Annotated in this window: 13 protein-coding genes; 11 read left to right on the top strand and 2 right to left on the bottom strand. The window is 74.5% G+C overall.

Annotated elements, in window-relative coordinates; all coding sequences use genetic code 11:
- Nucleotides 1-30 precede the first annotated feature (30 nt).
- Both ACTMTJ_RS19850 and ACTMTJ_RS19855 read left to right on the top strand, forming a co-directional pair.
- Nucleotides 31-765 carry a phytanoyl-CoA dioxygenase family protein gene (locus tag ACTMTJ_RS19850; RefSeq protein WP_441218644.1) on the top strand — a complete coding sequence of 245 codons (735 nt, stop codon included), beginning with the start codon at nucleotides 31-33 and terminating at the stop codon, nucleotides 763-765.
- A 119-nt stretch (nucleotides 766-884) separates the two neighbouring features.
- Nucleotides 885-1,256, top strand: coding sequence for a VOC family protein (locus ACTMTJ_RS19855; RefSeq protein ID WP_441218646.1), 372 nt, complete (start codon nucleotides 885-887; stop codon nucleotides 1,254-1,256).
- A 3-nt stretch (nucleotides 1,257-1,259) separates the two neighbouring features.
- On the opposite strand, the gene ACTMTJ_RS19860 is transcribed toward ACTMTJ_RS19855, so the two are convergent.
- Nucleotides 1,260-1,517: a hypothetical protein gene (locus tag ACTMTJ_RS19860; RefSeq protein ID WP_441218648.1), complete on the bottom strand. Its 258-nt coding sequence runs from the start codon at nucleotides 1,515-1,517 to the stop codon at nucleotides 1,260-1,262.
- A 21-nt stretch (nucleotides 1,518-1,538) separates the two neighbouring features.
- Nucleotides 1,539-2,006, bottom strand: coding sequence for a RidA family protein (locus ACTMTJ_RS19865; RefSeq protein ID WP_441218650.1), 468 nt, complete (start codon nucleotides 2,004-2,006; stop codon nucleotides 1,539-1,541).
- A 79-nt stretch (nucleotides 2,007-2,085) separates the two neighbouring features.
- Between ACTMTJ_RS19865 and ACTMTJ_RS19870 the strand changes: the two genes are divergently transcribed.
- The 9 genes from ACTMTJ_RS19870 (at nucleotide 2,086) to ACTMTJ_RS19910 (ending at nucleotide 19,188) form a co-directional block, all read left to right on the top strand.
- The gene (locus tag ACTMTJ_RS19870) at nucleotides 2,086-3,036 is read left to right on the top strand and encodes a LysR family transcriptional regulator (RefSeq protein ID WP_441218652.1); all 951 of its coding nucleotides are present in this window, start codon (nucleotides 2,086-2,088) and stop codon (nucleotides 3,034-3,036) included.
- Nucleotides 3,023-3,889, top strand: a complete 867-nt coding sequence (locus tag ACTMTJ_RS19875; protein WP_441218653.1) for an alpha/beta fold hydrolase — start codon at nucleotides 3,023-3,025, stop codon at nucleotides 3,887-3,889. The genes ACTMTJ_RS19870 and ACTMTJ_RS19875 overlap by 14 nt, the downstream gene beginning before the upstream one ends.
- A gap of 41 nt (nucleotides 3,890-3,930) precedes the next feature.
- Entirely contained in the window at nucleotides 3,931-4,818 is an 888-nt protein-coding gene (locus tag ACTMTJ_RS19880) for a helix-turn-helix domain-containing protein (protein WP_441218655.1), read from the top strand.
- A 52-nt stretch (nucleotides 4,819-4,870) separates the two neighbouring features.
- Nucleotides 4,871-6,784 carry a maleylacetate reductase and hydroxyquinol 1,2-dioxygenase domain-containing protein gene (locus tag ACTMTJ_RS19885; RefSeq protein WP_441218657.1) on the top strand — a complete coding sequence of 638 codons (1,914 nt, stop codon included), beginning with the start codon at nucleotides 4,871-4,873 and terminating at the stop codon, nucleotides 6,782-6,784.
- Nucleotides 6,774-8,528 carry an FAD-dependent oxidoreductase gene (locus ACTMTJ_RS19890; RefSeq protein ID WP_441218658.1) on the top strand — a complete coding sequence of 585 codons (1,755 nt, stop codon included), beginning with the start codon at nucleotides 6,774-6,776 and terminating at the stop codon, nucleotides 8,526-8,528. Before ACTMTJ_RS19885 ends, ACTMTJ_RS19890 begins: the two co-directional genes overlap by 11 nt.
- Nucleotides 8,529-8,607: 79 nt before the next feature.
- Nucleotides 8,608-8,781: a CsbD family protein gene (locus ACTMTJ_RS19895; protein ID WP_441218660.1), complete on the top strand. Its 174-nt coding sequence runs from the start codon at nucleotides 8,608-8,610 to the stop codon at nucleotides 8,779-8,781.
- A gap of 316 nt (nucleotides 8,782-9,097) precedes the next feature.
- The gene (locus ACTMTJ_RS19900) at nucleotides 9,098-11,071 is read left to right on the top strand and encodes an HAD-IIIC family phosphatase (protein WP_441218662.1); all 1,974 of its coding nucleotides are present in this window, start codon (nucleotides 9,098-9,100) and stop codon (nucleotides 11,069-11,071) included.
- Nucleotides 11,072-11,074: 3 nt separating this feature from the next.
- The gene (locus ACTMTJ_RS19905; RefSeq protein WP_441218664.1) at nucleotides 11,075-13,981 is read left to right on the top strand and encodes a condensation domain-containing protein; all 2,907 of its coding nucleotides are present in this window, start codon (nucleotides 11,075-11,077) and stop codon (nucleotides 13,979-13,981) included.
- Entirely contained in the window at nucleotides 13,978-19,188 is a 5,211-nt protein-coding gene (locus tag ACTMTJ_RS19910; RefSeq protein ID WP_441218665.1) for an amino acid adenylation domain-containing protein, read from the top strand. Before ACTMTJ_RS19905 ends, ACTMTJ_RS19910 begins: the two co-directional genes overlap by 4 nt.
- The last annotated feature ends 178 nt before the right edge of the window (nucleotides 19,189-19,366 follow it).

Below are 19,366 nucleotides of genomic sequence, written 5' to 3' on the forward strand. Positions count from 1 at the left end.
CCGGCCCGCTGGTGGCGCAGGCTTTCCGGCATGAGCAGACTGACCACTCAGCAAGCCGATCGGTTTCGCACCGACGGCTACGTCCTGTATCGCCAACCCGTCCTGCCGGCCGAGTCGTTCGCCCGCCTCAAGGCCGTCTTCGAGGAGCACCTGGCCGGCGCCTCCCGCGGCGACAGCGGCGAGCTGGACATGCCGCACCAGCGCGACCCGCGGCTGCTCGACTTCCTCCTCGCCGACGAGCTGCTCGACCTCGTCGAACCGGTGATCGGCCCGGACATCGGGCTGTTCGCAAGCGCGTTCCTGTCCAAGGAGGCGTACAGCGGGCGGGCCACGCCGTGGCACGAGGACTCGTACTTCTGGCAGGACCGCTTCGACCGCATGGACCGCATCGCCACGGTGTGGCTGGCGCTCGACCCGGTCGACCGGGAGAACGGCTGCATGCGCGTGCTGCCCGGCAGCCACCTGAGCGCGGGCCGCGAGTACGAGTTTGCCGATCCGGACACGAACTCCTTCGACCGCGTGGTCCAGGGCGACGTCGACGAGGCCAAGGCCGTCGACTTCGAGCTCGACGCCAACCAATGCTCGCTGCACGACGCCCGCATCATCCACGGCGCCACGGCCAACCGCAGCCCGCGCCGCCGGGCGGGTTACACGATCCGGTACTTCTCCCAGGAGCTGCGCTTCGACCCCGACCACCCGCGCAACAAGGGTCACCTGCTGTGGCACGCGCGCGGCCGCAACCTCGCCGGCAACCCGGTCCAGTAGATGGCGGCCGGCGGTGTCGCCGGCGACCTCGACGGGGCCCCGGCCGCCCGCCCGGGCCGATCGGCCGGGGCTTGTCGAATCGGGCACCGCGCCACTCGTCATCGGGTAGGAGGTAAACGATGTTCGACGAGATCTTCCCGATCCTGACCGCGCGCGACCTGCCCGCCGCGCTGGGCTTCTACCGCGACCTGCTGGGCGGCACGGTGACGTACCAGTTTCCGCCGGAGGGCGAGCCGGCTTACGTCGCGGTCGACCTCGGCCGCTCCCACCTGGGCATCGGCCGTCAGGACCAGCCGGGCGACCTGGTCAACGACCGGGTCACCCTCTGGGTCTACGCCGGCGACTGCGACGCGGCGGTCGACCGCCTCCGCGCCGCCGGTGTGCCGGTGCTCCAGGAGCCGGCCGACCAGCCGTGGGGCGAGCGCATGGCCACCGTCACCGACCCGGACGGCAACCGCGTGATCGTGGCGACCCGGGCACCGGCCGGGTGACGCTCACCCGTCCGGGCGGAGGACGAGCACGGCGGCACCCGCCAGCGCGAGCAGGCCCAGCGCGACGCCGCCGGCGGCGCGGCCGGCGCCACCGCCCGGGCGGCCCCGCTCGCGCGCGAACGCGACGACCCCGGTGACCACGGCGGCCAGGCCCAGCGGGATGCCGAGGCCGAAGCAGAACAGCGTCGGGATGGCGACGGCGCCGAGCCCGAGCGACACCACGGCCAGCGGTGGCCGGCCGGAGGGAGCCGGATTGGTCATGGCGTCGACGGTATGGGCGGGTCACGCTCGCCCGGAACGCCCCGCGGAGGTATCCCGCTGTCCCCCCGCGGGAGGACGGACCGCGGCGGTGACCTCCACCTCCAGCACCGCCCCGGGCAGGAACAGCCGGCTGACCTTGACCGTGGTGCTGGCCGGCGGGACGGTCGCCGGCGCGGCCGGGAAGCGGGCGCGCCGGACCGCTCCGTACGCGGGCAGGTCGTCCAGGTCGGTCATGAACGTGCGGATGTGCGCGACGTCGGCGAGCGAGGCACCGTGTGCGGCGAGGATCCCCTCGACGATCTCGAAGATCCGCTCCGCCTGGGCACCGGCGTCGCCGGGCGCGACCACCTCGCCCGCGTCGTCGACGGCGACCTGGCCGGCGAGCATCAGCAGCGCCCCACCGCCGCCGGTGTCCAGGCGGGCCACGTGGGCGAAGCGGTCGCCGAACGGCGCGCCCACGCCGTCCGGGTTGTCCAGGGTCAGGTTCACGGCGACCACGCTAGGGCGGCCGCCCGCATGCGTCCAACGAATGTCTAGCATCACTGCCATGCGCGGCTAGCATGTGTGCGTGGAGACGCGGCTGCTGGAGGTGTTCCGAGCGGTCGCGCGGCTCGGGTCGATCACCGCCGCCGCCCGCGAGCTTCGCTTCACCCAGTCGGCCGTCTCGCGCCAGATCGCCGCGCTGGAGGCGGAGGTCGGCGCGCGGGTCTTCGACCGGCTGCCGCGCGGCGTGGCGCTCACCGAGGAGGGGCGGGCGATACTCCCGCACGCGGAGGCGGTCCTCGACCGGCTCTCCGCCGCGCGGCGCGACCTCGACGCCCTGCGCGGCCTGGGCGGCGGCCGGCTGCGGGTCGGCGCGTTCCCCACCGCCGTCGCGGCGCTCGTCCCGCGGGCGCTCGCCTCCTTCCGCACCGCTTTCCCGGAGGTGGCACTGTCCCTTGTGGAGGGCTTGACGCCGGTACTCCTGGATCGGCTGGAGGCCGGAGACGCGGATGTGGCGGTCGTGAGCTCGTCGCCCGCGGGCCTGGCGCCCGGATCCGGTTTCGACCTGCACCACCTGCTCGACGAGCGGCTGCTCGTGGCGGTCCCGCGCGACCACCGGCTGGCCCGGCGGCGCACGGTGCGCCTCGCCGACCTGGCCGGCGACGCGTTCGTCGTGGGCTCCGCGACGGCCGAGGAGACGCTGCTGCGGGCCAGCCTGCCCAGCGGCTTCCGGCCGCGGATCGACCTCGTGGCGGCCGAGTGGACCGGCAAGCTCGGCCTGGTCGCCGCCGGCCTCGGCGTCGCGCTCGTGCCGGCCCTCGCCGTCCGCGGCACACCCGCCGACATCGCGCTGCTCCGCTTGCACGCCGCCGACGAGTCGGTGCGCCGGGTCTACGCCGCGACCCGCGCCGGCCGCGGCGTCCCGCCCGCCGTGGAGCGGTTTCTCACCCACCTCCGCGCGGCGGCCGATGAGTTCGCGGGCGCCGGGCCGTCTAACCCGGCAAGCTCACGAAGGAGAAATCATGAACAGCCCTGAGACCCGCACCGTCGACGCGCCCGGCGCCACCGTCACCTACGACGTGCGCACCGCCGCGGCGAGCACCGAGCCGCCCCTGCTGATGTTCGGCTCACCGATGGACGCCAGCGGGTTCGCGGCCCTGGCCGACCAGTTCCCGGACCGCACGGTCGTGACCTACGACCCGCGCGGCACCGGCCGCAGCCAGCGGACGGAGAGCGGCGAGTGCACGCCCGAGCAGCACGCCGACGACGTGCGCCGGGTGATCGCCGCGGTCGGCGGCGGGCCGGTCGAGGTCTTCGCCAGCAGCGGCGGCGCGATCAACGCGCTCGCCCTGGTGGCCCGCCACCCGGAGCAGGTGCGCACGCTGGTGGCGCACGAGCCGCCGGCCGCCCAGCTGCTCGAAGACCGCGAGGCGGCGCTGGCCGCCATCCAGGACGTCCGCACCACGTACCTGCGGGACGGTTTCGGCCCGGCGATGGCGAAGTTCATCGCTCTGACGATGTACGACGGGCTGGTGCCGGCGGACTACACCGAGCGCCCCGGGCCGGATCCGGCCACCTTCGGGCTGCCGACCGAGGACGACGGCACGCGCGACGACCCGCTGCTCGCCCAAAACCTCATCACGTGTACCCACTACCAGCCGGACTTCGACGCGCTCGCCGCCGCGTCGACGCGGATCGTGGTCGCGGTGGGCGCCGAGTCGGGTCAGGAGCTGGCCTGCCGCGGCGGCCTGGGTGTGGCGGCACGACTCGGCACCGAGCCGGTCACCCTCCCCGGCCACCACGGCGCCTACCTGCCGCCGGAGTTCGGCATGGGCGGCGACCCGGCCGGCTTCGCCGTGGCCCTGCGGAAGGTGCTCGGCGAGAGCTGATGCCCTTGACCTGATCTGCGGATCGGGGTTATGTCAGGGTCATGGAGGAGCTGACCGTACAGGACACTAACGGCATCCTCCGCCAGCCGTGGGTGCGTCCCTCGCGCACCAGCTCGGGCCTGGGTTGGGAGCACCTGTACGTCTCGACCCAGTGCGAGCGTCCCTACCGGGCGTCGTTCGACGGTGCCCGCAGCCACCTGGTCATCCTGCACCTCAACGGGCCGGTGACCGTGCGCCGCGGGCACCTCGGGCTGACCCGCTCGCGCACGGTCCCGCCCGGCGGCCTCTTCGTGCACCCGGCCGGCAAGGACCTGACCGTCGAGCTCGGCGGCCAGCTCGACACCGTGCACGCGTACCTCACCGACGAGACGCTCCAGGAGGTGCACGACGGCGCGGCGGCGGTCGAGCTGGCCGAGGAGCTGGGCAGCCTCGACCCGCTGCTGGAGCAGCTGCTGCTGACGCTCGACGGGGTGCTGCGGCACTGGGAGCCGTCCGCGCGCACGTACGTCGACCACCTCGGGCACGCGCTCGCCGCGCAGCTCGCCCGCGCGCACAGCGTGACCCCGCGGCCCGGCCCCGTGCCGCCCAGCCGGGCCGGGCTGAGCGAGCGGCAGTGGGCGGCCGTGCGCGACCTCGTGGAGGCGCGCCTGGGCCAGCCGGTGCCGCTGCGCGCGATGGCCGGCGCGGCGGGGCTGAGCGTCAGCCAGTTCGCCCGGCAGTTCAAGACCCGCACCGGCCTCACGCCGCACCAGTTTCTCGTCCGGCGGCGCGTCGACGCCGCCTGTGAGCTGCTGCGCGACACCGTCGTGCCGATCGCCGAGGTGGCGCTGCGGTGCGGCTTCTCCCACCAGGAGCACCTCACCCGCGTCCTCAAGGCCCACCTGCACACCACGCCGGCCGCGATCCGCCGCGAGCGTTTCGTGCAGTGACGACAGCGGAAACATGCAGGACCGCACCGCCACGCCCGTCGCACACTGAGCCATGCGGTCGTTCGAGTTCACGGCGCATCCGGCCCGGGTGGTCTTCGGCGCGGGCACGCTCGACCGGCTGCGCGCCGAGGTCGAACGGCTCGGCGGCACCCGGCCGCTGATCCTGACCACGCCGGAGCTGGCCGCGGTCGCGGACCGGGCGGTTGGGGTGCTCGGCCCGCTCGCGGCGGCCCGCTTCGACGGCGCCGCCATGCACACCCCGGTGGAAGTCACCGAGCGGGCCCTCACCGTGGCGCGCGAGCACAGCGCCGACTGCCTCGTCTCGATCGGCGGCGGCTCCAGCACCGGCCTCGGCAAGGCGCTCGCCGACCGCACCGGGCTGCCGCAGGTCGCGGTGCCCACCACGTACGCCGGCTCGGAGATGACGCCGGTCCTCGGCGAGACCGCCGGCGGTGCCAAGACCACGCGCAGCTCGCCGGCGATCGTGCCGGCCGCCGTCGTGTACGACGTGGAGCTGACGCTCGGCCTGCCGGTGGCGCTCTCGGTCACCAGCGGCGTCAACGCGCTCGCCCACGCGGTCGAGGCGCTCTACGCCCCGCAGGCCAACCCGGTGGTGGACACCTACGCGCTGCGGGCGGTGGCGCTGATCGCCGGCGCGCTGCCCCGGATCGCCGACCGGCCGGACGACCTCGACGCGCGGGCGGACGCGCTCACCGGCGCGTGGTTGGCCGGCATGTGCCTCGGCACGGTCGGCATGGGCCTGCATCACAAGCTCTGCCACGTGCTCGGCGGCTCGTTCGGCCTGCCGCACGCGGAGACGCACACGGTGGTGCTGCCGCACGCCATGGCCTACAACGCGCCCGCGGCGCCGGACGCGATGCGGCGGATCGCGTCCGCTATGGGTGTGGCGGACGCGCCGGCCGGCATGTACGACCTCGTGGCAGGCCTGGGCGGCCCGACCTCCCTCGCCGCGCTGGGGCTCGCGGAGCCGGACCTGACGGCGGCGGCCGAAGAGGCGACCGGAAAGCCCTACCCGAACCCGCGCGAGGTCACGCCGGCCGGCGTCCTCGCCCTGCTGACCGCCGCCTGGCGCGGTACGCGCCCGCCGGCCGTGACCGGACAGCTCACCGAACAGGTCGTGGCCAGCTTCGCCAAGGCGCCCGACCGGCGGGTCGGCGAGCTGCTCGGCGCCCTGGTCCGGCACCTGCACGCGTACGTCCGGGAGAACGACGTCACCGAGGCGGAGTGGCGGGCCGCGATCGACTTCCTGACCCGCACCGGACAGGTGAGCGGCCCGACGCGGCAGGAGTTCATCCTGCTCTCCGACACGCTCGGGGTGTCCAGTGTGGTCGACGTGCTCACCAACTCCCGCACCCCGGACACCACGCCGTCCGCCGTGCTCGGTCCGTTCTACGTGGACGGTCCGCCGGAGGTGCCGCCCGGCACGGACATCTCGGGCGGGCTGCCCGGCGTGCCACTCTGGACGGACGTGCGGATCGCCGGCCCGGACGGCGCGCCCGTGGCCGGCGCGGTCGTCGACGTGTGGCAGTCCAACCAGGACGGTTTCTACGACGTGCAGCTGCCCGACCTGGAGGGTCCGGTGCTCCGCGCCCGCCTCCGTAGCGACGGGTCGGGACGGGTCACCTTCTGGTCGATCCTGCCGTCGGAGTACCCCATTCCGGACGACGGGCCGGTCGGGCAGATGCTCCGGGTCACCGGCCGGCACCAGTACCGGGCCCCACACCTGCACTTCATGATCTCCGCACCGGGCTACCGGCGGCTCGTCACCCAGCTTTTCGTCGCCGGTGGCGCGTACCTCGACTCGGACACCGTCTTCGGCGTCAAGGACGACCTGATCGTCGACTTCGCCGCGCGCCACGGCCCCACCCCGGACGGCCGCGCGGTCGACGGGGAGTGGCGGAGCGTGGAGTTCACCTTCCACTTAGGAGTTTCCGATGCCCGCTGACGTCGAGACCGACGTGCTGGTGGTCGGCAGCGGTCCGGCCGGCGGCGCCGCCGCGCTGCTGCTGAGCACCTACGGCGTCGCCAACATCGTGGTGACCAAGTACGGCCAGCTCTCCGACACACCCCGCGCGCACATCACCAACCAGCGCACCATGGAGGTGCTCCGCGACGCCGGCATCGAGGACAAGGTGGTCGCCAAGGCCACCCCGCAGCACCTGATGGGCGACACGGTCTTCTGCTCCAGCCTCGCCGGCGAGGAGCTGGGTCGGCTGCGCACCTGGTATACGCACCCGCTGCGCCAGGCCGAGCACGACCTCGCGTCGCCGAGCGCGATCTGCGACATGCCACAGCACCTGATGGAGCCGGTGCTCGTGGAGAACGCGATCGCGCGCGGCACCTCGTTCCGCTACCAGACCGAGTACCTGTCGCTGGAGCAGGACCCGGACGGGGTCACCGCGACGGTGCGCGACCGGCTGCGCGGCGACGAGTACCGGATCCGCGCGAAGTACCTCGTCGGCACCGACGGCGGCCGGAGCAAGGTGGCCGAGGACATCGGGCTGCCGATGGTGGGCCGGATGGGCGTCGCCGGCAGCATCAACATCGTCTTCGAGGCCGACCTCACGAAGTACACCGCGTACCGCCCCAGCACGCTCTACTGGGTGCTCCAGACCGGCTCGGACGTCGGCGGCATCGGCATGGGCCTGGTCCGCTGCGTGCGGCCGTGGCACGAGTGGCTGATCGTGTGGGGCTACGACATCGACGGCGCCCCGCCGGACCTCACCGAGGAGTACGCCCGCCGGATCGCGCACCACCTCATCGGCGACGACTCGGTGCCGGTCACCATCCGCTCGTCGTCGACGTGGACGGTCAACCACCAGTACGCCGAGACGTACCACCGGGGACGGGTCTTCTGCGCCGGCGACGCGGTGCACCGCCACCCGCCGTCGAACGGGCTCGGCTCCAACACGTCCATCCAGGACGCGTACAACCTGGCGTGGAAGCTCAAGCTCGTGCTGGACGGCGCGGCCGGCCCGGAGCTGCTCGACACGTACTCGGCCGAGCGGGCCCCGGTGGGCCGGCAGGTCGTCGAGCGCGCCAACCGCAGCATCGGCGAGACCGCCCGCATCTTCGAGGCGCTCGGCCTGCTCTCCACCGGCGACCACGCGCAGCTGCGCCGCAACATGGACGCCCGCAAGCTGCCCACCGCGGACGCGGAGAAGCAGCGCCGGCAGCTGCGCGAGGCGATCGAGCTCAAGAACTACGAGTTCAACACGCTGGGTGTCGAGCTCAACCAGCGGTACGCCTCGACCGCCGTGGTGCCGGACGGCACCCCGCCGCCGATGAACCCCCGCGACGACGAGCTGCACCACCTGGCCACCACCTGGCCCGGCGCGAAGGTGCCGCACGCCTGGGTCGGCCGCGACCGCACCCGGGTATCCACACTGGACCTGGGTGGGCGGGGCCGGTTCACGGTGCTGACCGGCGTCGGCGGCGAAGGCTGGGTGGCCGCCGCGGCGGCGGTCGGCGCCGAGCTCGGCGTGCCGGTCGCCGCGGTGACGATCGGGCCGGGCGCCGACTACGAGGACCTGTACGGCGACTGGGCCCGGCTCCGCGAGGTCGACGACGGCGGCTGCCTGCTGCTCCGCCCCGACAACCACGTCTGCTTCCGCGCCCGCGCCGCCGCCCGCGACGAGACGACTACCCTCCGTGACGCCCTCCGCCAGGTACTCAGCCTGGGTCCGTGACGGATTGGACGGATCGGCCAGCGGGTATCCCTCCGGTAAGCGACGCCCGTCAGGGCTTCGACGACGGAAGGGGCAGGCCATGGGCCTGGACGACAAGATCGACAACAAGACCGAGGAAATGGGCGGCAAGGTCAAGGAGCACGTGGGCAAGGCCACGGACGACGAGGACCTCGAGGCCGAGGGCAAGGTGGACCAGAGCGCCGCCGACCTCAAGCAGGCCGGCGAGAAGGTCAAGGACGCCTTCCGCGACTGAGCACGCCCACGGAGAGGGCCGCGGCGCTGGCCGCGGCCCTCCGTCGTGCGGTGACTTGGCCGGCCGACTAACCCGAACGGATCAACCTGGGTGGGCCATTGGGCCAGGTTCCGGGCGCCGGCCCGGCCGCCGGCCACCGCATTGACCTCGTGAAATGCGTCGATCCGGCGGGTCGACCGGGCCGACCGCGCGGCGTTGACAGGCCCTCACCCATGGCTAGACTGCTGTCTACCGCAAGCTATGGGAGCGCTCCCACACGGCTCCCGCGTGGGCGCGACACGAGGGGGCCTCTACATTGGACGAACTGTGCGTTGCCGTGGCCGCCAGCTTCACGGCAGACCCGGTCGACGAGTCGCTGCGCCACTGGTGGGACGAGCTCGGCGTGCCGGCCCGCACCGCTTTCGCGCCGTACAACCAGGTCTTCCAGGCGCTGCTCGACGGCGACGGACCCCTCGCCGCCAACCGGCACGGCGTCAACGTGGTGCTGGTCCGCCTCGACCGGTGGCGGGACGCCGAGGCCGACGACCTCGCCGCCGCCGTGCGGCACAGCGCCGGCCGCGCGCCGGTACCCCATCTCGTGGTCTGCTGCCCACCCCCGCCCGGCACCTCCGCCGCGGCCGCCGAGACCCGCCTCGCCGCGGCCCTCTCCGCCGACCCGCGCGTGCGGGTCGTGACCAGCGCCGACCTGGCCGCGCTCTACCCCGTGGCCGACTACTTCGACGCCTACGGCGAGCGGTCCGCGGACGTGCCGTACACGCGGGCGATGTTCGCCGCGCTCGGCACCGTGGTGGCCCGCGCGGCGCACGCGTGGCTCACACCACGCCCCAAGGTGATCGCGGTCGACGCCGACAACACGCTGTGGGACGGCGTCGTGGGCGAGGACGGCACGTTCGGCGTGCGGGTCCCGGCCGCCCGCCGCGCGTTCCAGGAGCTGCTGCTCGCCCAGCGGGCCGCCGGCCGGCTCATCGCCATATGCAGCAAGAACACCGAGGCCGACGTGCTCGCCGTGCTGGCCGACCACCCGGACATGGTGCTGCGCCCCGAGCACGTGACCGCGCACCGGATCGACTGGCGCCCCAAGTCGGCCAACCTCGCCGCGCTCGCCGCCGAGCTCGACCTCGGTCTCGACGCGTTCGTCTTCCTCGACGATAACCCGGTCGAGGTCGCCGAGGTGCGCGCCGCCCACCCGGAGGTGCTCGCGCTCACCCTGCCCCTCGACGGCGTCGCCGACTACCTGCGGCACTGCTGGCCGCTCGACCACACCGCGGTCACCGACGATGACCGCGAGCGGGCCGAGCGCTACGCGGTGGAGGCCCGCCGCCGGGCCGCGCGCACCGCCGCGCCGTCGATGGCGAGCTTTCTCGACGGGCTCGGCCTCGTCGTCGACGTGCGGCCGATGGCGCCCGCCGACCTCGCCCGCACCGCGCAGCTCACCCAGCGCACCAACCAGTTCAACCTCACGACGGTACGCCGGACGGCGGCCGAACTGTCCACGGTGGACGTGCTCGTGGTCGACGTGGCGGACCGGTTCGGCTCGTACGGCCAGGTCGGCGTCGTCGTCCACGAGGTCTGGGGCGACCGGCTGGCCGTGGAGACGTTCCTGCTGAGCTGCCGGGTGCTCGGGCGCGGCGTGGAGCACCGGGTCCTCGCCATGCTCGGCGCGCACGCCGCCAACTGGGGGCTCACCGAGATCGCCCTCGCCTACGCACCTACCGACCGCAACCGCCCCGCGTACGACTTCCTGACCGGGCTGCCCGGCGTACGCCGCGAGGGGGACGCGTTCGTGCTGTCCACCGTGGACGCGCTCGGGGCACGGTACGAGCCGCCCGCGGCCGCGCCGCCGGCCGCCGTCGAGTCGACGGCCGTGCCGGGCCGGCCCGCCGACGCCGAGCGCGTGCACCGGATCGCGAGCGGGCTCACCTCCGCCGCCGCGGTGCTGGCCGCGATCGACTCCCGGCACGCCGCCGCCACCGTCGAGACCGACGACCCGACCGAGGCGCGGGTCGCCGCGATCTGGGCCGAGCTGCTCGACTTCCCGCCGACGTCGGTGCACGACAACTTCCACGAACTGGGCGGCCACTCGCTCGCGCTGGTGCGCTTCGCCGTCCGGGTCCGCGACGACTTCGGCGTGGAACTGCCGGTCGACGCGCTGTTCACCGACGCGTTCACGGTGGCCGACATCGCCCGCACGATCAAGCGGCACGAGTCGGCCGGCCTCGACGACCTGCTCGCCGAGCTGGAACAGCTGTCCGACGACGAGGTCCGCGCGCTGCTCGATGCCGACCGCTGAACCATGGGCACGTTCCTGGTAACCACGTACGGCACGAACGGCGACGTGCTGCCGTTCATCCGGATCGGGCAGGCGCTGCGCCGGCGCGGCCACGAGGTCGTCCTGCACACGCACGCGTACTACGGCGCCACCGCCCGCGCGGCCGGCCTCGACTTCGTGGCGGTGGACACCGAGGAGGAGTACGCCCGCACCCTGCACGACTCCCGGCACCTGCTGCTCGACGTGCTCGCGGACGTCAACCACCTGGCCGAGTTCTACGAGCGCAACGGCCTGTGGGAGCAGATCCGCCGGGAGTACGAGTCGATGGCCGCCCTGGCCCGGGCGCGCGAGCTGGGCCAGGTGGTGGCGGTGAGCCGGCACACCTCCGGCCTGTCCGCGCTGATGCTGCGCGAGTCCCACGGCGTGCCGGCGGCCTGGCTCGCCCTCTCCCCCACGCTCTTCATGGCCGTGCCGCTGACCGAGCGCCTCTTCCCGCAGACCCTCGCCGGTCCGGCCGGCCGGGTCCGCGCCGCCGTCGGGCTGTCCACCGTGGACGACTGGGCGACCTGGCTCTCCTCGGCCGACCTCCAGATGGGGCTCTGGCCGGACTGGTTCGACACGGCGGGCGAGCCGGCACCGGCCGGTGCGGCGCTGCCCGGCTTCGTGACGCACGACGACGCGGAGACCGGCGACCTGCCGGCCGAGGTGACCGCCCTTGTCGAGTCCGGCCGCGGCCCGGTGCTGCTGACCGGCGGCTCAGGGCAGCTGCTGCACCGGGAGTGGTACCGGGTCGCCGCCGAGGCCTGCGCGCTGGCCAGCCGGCCGGGCATCCTGGTCTGCCGCCACCGCGACATGGTGCCGGACCCACTGCCCGAGGGCGTGATCTGGCAGCCGTCGCTGCCCTTCCGCACGTTGATGCCGCGGGTCGCCGCCGTCGTGCACCACGGCGGGGTGCTCACCTGCGCGCGGGCGATCGCGTCCGGCACGCCGCAGGTGATCCTCGCGCACGGCACCGACCGGCCGGACAACGCCGCCCGGCTGCGGCGGCTGGGCCTCGCCGAGTGGCTGCCGGCCGCCCGCTGGACCCCGGACGCGGCCGCCGGCCTCATCCGGAAGGTGCTCGACGACCCCGGGTACGCGGCCCGCAACCGGGATCGGGCACCGCTCGTCGACTCGACCGCCGCCGTCGAGGCGGCGTGCGACCGGCTCGAAGGTTTGCTCGGGGCCCGGGTGACGGCGGCACCGGTCACGACCGCGAAGGAGGCATCCGTGCGCGACCGGATCCAGCGGCTCTCGCCCGAGCAACGCGCCGCGCTCCTCAAACGCCTGCGGCCGGTGCCGCGTCCACCCAGGACGGAGGGCGAGGAGGAGTTCGAGTGCTCGTACCACCAGCGGCGCGCCTGGCTCGCCGCCCAGGTGGACCCGGACGGCGCGAGCGCGCACGTGGCGACCGCGATCCGGCTGCGCGGGCCGGTGGACGTGGCCGCCCTCGCCGCCGCCGTCGACGAGGTGGTGGCCCGGCACGACGGCCTGCGGACCGTGCCGGTGCCCGGCGCGGAGGAGCCCCGGCAGCGGGTCGTCGGCGGCCTGCGCTCCCCGCTGCGGGTGGAGTCCACGGTGGACGTCGACGCCTTTCGCGCCGAGCCGTTCGACCTGCGCGACGGGCCGCTGGTCCGGATGGGGCTGCTCAAGGACGGCGTCTTCGTGCTGGTCGGCCACCACTTCGTCATGGACGCCGCGTCGCTCGGCATCGTCGCCGGCGAGGTCGCGGCCGCGTACTCCGCGCGGGTCACCGGCGCCGAACCGGCGTTCGACGGGCCGCCGGTGCAGTACCCGGACGTCGCCGTGCACCAGCGCCGCCGGCTCGCGGGCGGCGGGCTGGAGCGGTCGATCGCCTACTGGCGCTCCACTCTGGACGGAGCCGGCCCGCCCGCCGCGCTGCCGCTGCCGCCGCCCGCCACGCCCCGGGATGGTACCGGCGAGGCGGTCCGCATGCTCGCGCCCGACCTCGCCAAGCGGCTCGCCACCGCGGCCGGCGGCGCTGGGCGGCTCAGCCTGGCACCGATCCTGCTGACCGCGTACCAGCTGCTGCTCGGGCGCTACCTGGGCCGCCACGACGTGCCGATCGGCGTCTTCGTCGGCGGGCGCACCGAACCCGGCGCCGAGCGGGTCGTCGGCGACTTCACCAACATCGTCGCGGTCCGCGCCGACCTCGGCGGCGAGCCGTCGTTTCCGGACGCGGTGCGGTGGGTCGGCGAGGCGTTCGCCGGGGCGCTGGCGCACCAGGACGCGCCGTTCGAGGCGGTCGTCGCCGCGCTCGCGCCGCCGCGGGTGCCGGGGCGGCCACCGCTCGTCGGGTTCGGCTTCAGCATGCAGGACCACCGGCTGCACGACATCCCGTGGGCCGGACTGACCGCCGAGGTGCTGCCCGTGGCGGCCGGACACTCCCATGTGGACCTCACGCTGATCGCGATGCCGACGGCCACCGGCGAGGTCAAGCTCGTCTTCGAGTACCCCGCCGGCCGGTTCGCCGCCGAGCCGGTGGAGGCGCTCGCCACCCGCTACCACGACCTGCTGCGGCTGCTCGCCGGCGGGCCGGACCGCATCGTCGACGAGGCGGTGCTGGCGAGCGTGCCCGAGCCGGTGGCGGTGCCACTGGCGGCCGCCGCTCCCCCGCCGCTTCCCGTGGAGTACGTGCCGCCCCGCACCGAGGGCGAGGAGCTCGTCGCCGGCGTGGTCGCCGAGGTGCTCGGCCTGGAGAAGGTCGGCACCCACCACGACTTCTTCGCGCTCGGCGGCCACTCGCTGCACGCCATGCGGGTGATCGGCCGGATCAACGCGGCGACCGGGCTGGACGTGCCGGTCCGGCTGCTCTTCACCCACCCGACCGTCGCCGGCCTGACCGAGGCCCTCGAGGAGCTGGCCCGATGACGTCGGCGCTGGCGCGGCGCTGGAAGGCGGCCGCCCCCGCCATCACGCGCGAAGGCGGGCCGCCGCCGCTTTCCTACGCCCAGGAGCGGATGTGGTTCCTGGAGCAGTACTCCCCGGGCACCGCGACGTACCACATGTGGCTGCCGCTGCGGGTGTCCGGCCCGCTCTCCCTGCCCGCCCTGCGGGCCGCGCTCGACGCGCTCGCCGCCCGGCACGACAGCCTGCGGATGCGTTTCCCGTCCACTGTGGATGGCCAGCCGCTGGTCGAGGTGGCCGCGCCCGCGCCGGTCCCGCTCGACGTCCTGCGCGCCGACGGCGAGGCGGAGGCCCGCGCGGTACTCGCCCGGGCGGTGGCCGCGCCGTTCGACCTCGCGGCCGGGCCGCTCTTCCGCGCCGCGCTCGTCCCGCTCGCCCCGGACGACCACGTGCTCTGCCTGACGATGCACCACATCGTCAGCGACGGCTGGTCCACCGAGCTGATCCTGGACGAGCTGGGCGCGCTCTACGACGCCGCGCGCACCGGCGTGCCGGCCGGCCTGGCCGAGCTCTCCATCGGGTACGGCGACTGGGCCCGCTGGCAGCGCGCGCTCGGCTCGACCGAGCGCGACCTGGCGTACTGGCGGGAGCGGCTGGCCGGCGTGCCCGCCCTGGAGCTGCCCACCGATCGGCCCTACCCGCCGGAGCAGACGTCGTCCGGGGCGGTGCACACGTTCCGGCTCGACGCCGCGCTGACCGGGGCGCTCGCCGCCGTCGGCCGGGCCGGCGGCGCGACCCCGTTCATGGTGCTGCTCGCCGGTTTCCAGGCCCTGCTCGGCTGGTACGCGGGTCAGGACGACTTCGCCGTCGGCGTGCCGGTCTCCGGGCGCGGGCAGCCGCAGGCCGAGGGCCTCGTCGGGCTGTTCGTCAACACCGTCGTGTTCCGCGCCGACCTCGACGGCGACCCGTCCTTCGCCGAGCTGCTCGGCCGGGTGCGGGAGGCGGCGATCGACGGGTTCGCGCACCAGGAGCTGCCGTTCGAGCGGCTGGTCAGCGAGCTGAAAGTGACCCGCGACGTGCGGCGGCCGCCGGTCTTCCAGGTCAGCTTCGCGATGCAGAACTACACCAAGGGCCGGGACGGGCGGCTCGGGTCGCTCGCGGTGGCCCCGTTCGACGTGGCGCCGTCGACGACCCGGCACGAGCTGGCGCTGTACCTGCACCACGACGGCGACGACCTGACCGGCACCGTCACCTACAACACCGACCTCTTCGACGCGGCGACGGTGGCGACGCTCTTCGCCCGCTACCGCGCACTGCTGCGCCAGGTCTCCGCCGCGCCGTCGGCACCGCTGTCCACACTGGACCTACTGACCCCCGCCGAGCACGAGCGGCTGGCGTCGCTCTCCGGCGAGCCGGGAGAGGCGCCGCCGCCGGCCCTGCTGACCGACCGGTTCGACGAGTGGGTCGCCCGCACGCCGGACGCGCCCGCCGTGGACACGCTCACCTACCGGCGCCTCGACCGGCTCGCGAACGGCCTCGCGCTACGGCTGCGCGGGTTGGGCGTCGGGCCGGACGCGCGGGTCGGCATCTGCCTGGCCCAGTCGACCGCCTCCGCGGTGGCCGTACTCGGCGTGCTCAAGGCCGGCAGCGCCTACCTGCCCCTCGACCCGGAGCAGCCGCCGGCCCGCCTGGCGTACCTGCTCGCCGACGCGGGCGCCGAGGTGCTGCTCACGTCACCGGACCTGGCCGGCCTGTTCGAGGCCTTCGGCGGCACGGTCCTCACCGACGTGACCGGCGGCGAGTCCGGGCCGCTCCCGCCGGTCGCCCAACCCGACAACCTCGCCTACGTCATCTACACCTCCGGCTCGACCGGCCAGCCCAAGGGCGTCGCCGTCCAACACCGCCAGCTCGTGCGCTACCTCGACGGGGTGCGCGAACGGCTGGACATCGTGGACGGTGCCGCCTACGGGCTGATGCAGTCGCTGTCGTTCGACTTCGCGGTCACGATGTTCTACCTGGCGCTCGCCACCGGCGGCCAGGTGCACCTGATCCCCCGCCGGGCCACCGCGCAGGAGGTGGCCGCACACCTGGCCGTCGCCCGGATCGACTACCTCAAGCTGACCCCGTCGCACCTCGCCGCGCTCGCCGCCGAGGTGCCGGCCCGCGACCTGCTCCCGCGCCGGGCGCTGCTGCTCGGCGGGGAGGCGTCCCGCGCCGACTGGACCCGGGAGCTTGCCGGCCTCTCCCCCGCAGCGGTGGTCAACCACTACGGACCGACCGAGGCGACGGTCGGCGTCACCACGTACGAGGTGCGACCCGACGTCGACCCGGGCTCGGTCACCACGCCGATCGGCCGCCCGCTGCCACACGCCCGCGTGTACGTGCTCGACCGGCTGCTGCGGCCGGTGCCGGAGGGCGCGGTCGGCGAGCTGTTCCTCGGCGGCGACCGGCTGGCCCGCGGCTACCTGGGCCGCCCCGAGCTGACCGCGTCACGGTTCGTGGAGACGGCGGCGTACGGCCGGCTCTACCGCACCGGCGACCTGGCCCGCTGGCTGCCCAGCGGCGACCTGGAGTTTCTCGGCCGGCGCGACCACCAGGTGAAGCTCCGCGGCTACCGGATCGAGCTCGGCGAGATCGAGGCCGCCCTCGCCGCCCTGCCCGAGGTGACCCAGGCCGCCGTCGTGGTGCACGGCGAGCGGCTCGTCGCCTACCTGGAGCGGGCCGGCGCGACCGAGCCGCCGATCAGGGAGCGGCTGGCCGGCACGCTGCCGGAGTACATGCTGCCGGCCCAGGTGGTGTGGCTCGACGCGCTGCCCCGGATGGCGCACGGCAAGGTCGACCGGTCCGCGCTGCCGGCGCCGTCCGCGGCGCCAGGCGCCGCGTTCGTCCCGCCGGACGGACCCGTCGAGGAGGCGATCGCCGAGGTCTGGCGGGATCTGCTCGGCGTCGAACGGGTCGGCGCGCACGACGACTTCTTCGCGCTCGGCGGGCACTCGCTGCTCGCCATCCAGGTGGTGAGCCGGCTGCGCGGGCGGCTGCCGGCCCCGGTCACCGCGATGGACCTGTTCAAGCACCCGACCGTGCGCGGGCTGGCCCGCCTCGGCTCGCGATCGGGCCCCCGCCCGCTGCTGCACGAGCTGACCCGCGGCTCAGCGGCCGCGACCCGGTCGCTGGTCTGCGTGCCGTACGGCGGCGCCAGCGCGGTGGTGTACCAGCCACTCGCCGACGCGCTGCCGGACGGCGTGCGGCTCTGGTCGGTCGCCGTGCCCGGCCACGACCTCGGCGTCGCGGAGGAGGCGCAGCCGCTCGACGAGGTGGCCGCGCGGGTGACCGAGGAGGTGCTGAGCCGGGTCGGCGGCCCACTCGTCCTCTATGGACACTGCGGCCCCGGCGCCGCGCTGACCGTCGAGGTGGCCCGCCGGCTGGAGGCGGCCGGCCGCACCCTCGACGCGGTCTTCCTCGGCGGCGTCTTCCCGTTCGCGCGCCCCAAGGTGGCCTCGCTCTTCCGCTTCGAACGGCTCCGCTCCGACACCGTCTACGCGAACTGGCTCCAGTCGATGGGCGCCGACGTCGGCGCGCTCGAACCGGACCAGCGCCGGCACCTGATCCGGGCCATGCGCCGCGACGCCGAGGAGGCGGAGGCGTACTTCACCCGCCTGCTCGCCTCCAGCGTCGCCCCCCTCGACGCCCCGATCGTCTCCGTCGTGGGTGAGAAGGACCCGGGCACCGACTACTACCAGGAGCGCTTCCGGGAGTGGGGCTTCCTCTCCCCGCGCACCGGCCTCGTCGTGCTGGACGAGGCGGGGCACTACTTCCTGAAGTACCGGGCGGCCGAGCTGGCCGGCATCGTGACCGGCGAGGTGCCGGTAGCGGCCTCGGACGTGCCGGCTGTCGCGGGACCGCGGCCGAGCATGGGCCGCTTCCTCGCCGTCGCCGCCGGCCAGCTCGTGTCCATGACCGGCACCGCACTGACCGAGTTCGCGCTGCCCATCTGGGCCTACCTGGAGACCCAGTCACTGCTGCGCTTCGCGCTGTTCGCCGTGGCGGGCGTACTGCCCGGCATCCTCGTGGCACCGGTCGCGGGCGCGCTGGTCGACCGCGGCGACCGCCGCCGCGCGCTGATCGGCGCGAGCGTCCTGGCCGGACTGATCCAGGCCGCCCTCGCGGTGCTGCTCGCCACGGGCGCGCTCGGCTCGGCCGTCCTCTATGGACTGCTGGCCGCGCTGTCGGTGGCGCTCACCTTGCAGCGCCTCGCGTACACGTCCGCCGTGCCCCAGCTCGTGCCCAAACACTACTTAGGACACGCGAACGGGGTGGTGCAGCTGGCGACCGGGGCGGCGCAGTTCCTGGTGCCGCTCGTCGCGGTGGCGCTGCTGCACTCGCTCGGCATGCTCGGCATCCTGCTGCTCGACGTGGCCAGCTACGCCGCCTGCGTGGCCGTACTGCTGGCGATCCGCTTCCCGCGCACGATGGCGTGGCGCCGCCGGGAGACCGTGCTCGCCGAGATCCGCGGCGGCTACCACTACTTCTTCCGCCGCCCCGGCCTGCGCGCGATGCTGCTCTTCTTCGTCGGCCTCAACGCACCCCTCGCCGCGGTACTCGTGCTTGTCTCCCCACTCGTGCTGGCCGTCGGCTCACTGGCCGACGCCGGCCGCGTGGCGATGGTGTCGGCGGCCGGCGCGATCGCCGGCGGCCTGGTGATGGCGCTGTGGGGCGGCCCCAAACGCCACCGGATGCGCGGCCTGCTGTGGGCGGCGGCCGGCATAGCCGCGGCCGCCGCGGTGACCGGCCTGCGCCCGTCGGTAGCGCTGATCGCCGCCGGCACGTTCTGCCTTTCGTTCGCGCTGGTGCTGGTCAACGGCGCCTGGATCACGATCATCCACACCAAGGTGCCGCAGCGCTTCCACGCCCGCGTGATCGCCCTCAACCAGATGGTCGCGCTCTCGGTGCTCTCCCTCGGCTACCTGCTGGCACCCCTCGCCAGCGCCGCGCTGCAACCCCTCGTCGCCCCGGACGGCCTCCTCGCCGGCTCGGTCGGCGCGCTGATCGGCACCGGCGCCGGCCGCGGCACCGGCCTGCTCTACCTGCTCTGCGCGGTCGCGATGGCCACACTCGTCGCGGTGTCGCTGCGCACGCCGGTGCTGGCCCACTTCGACCGCGACGTCCCCGACGCCGAACCCGACGACCTCGTCGGCCTGGCCGCCCTCTCCAACCGCACAACGCCCCACTAGATCTTTCGGTGTCGAGGACGGCCAACGGCGGACGGGTGAGGCCGCGGGAGCAGCGGTCTGGACCACGACGGACATCGCGGTAGCTCAATCTCTCTCCAAATGAGGGATTCGATGGTCGAAGCCACCCCGGCTCCGAATCTGGCGGCGCCTCTAGGGTGAGGGCTGACGAGGGGGCGAC

Origin of the sequence: Phytohabitans sp. LJ34 (assembly GCF_052068095.1) — a bacterium.
Lineage (GTDB): Bacteria > Actinomycetota > Actinomycetes > Mycobacteriales > Micromonosporaceae > Phytohabitans.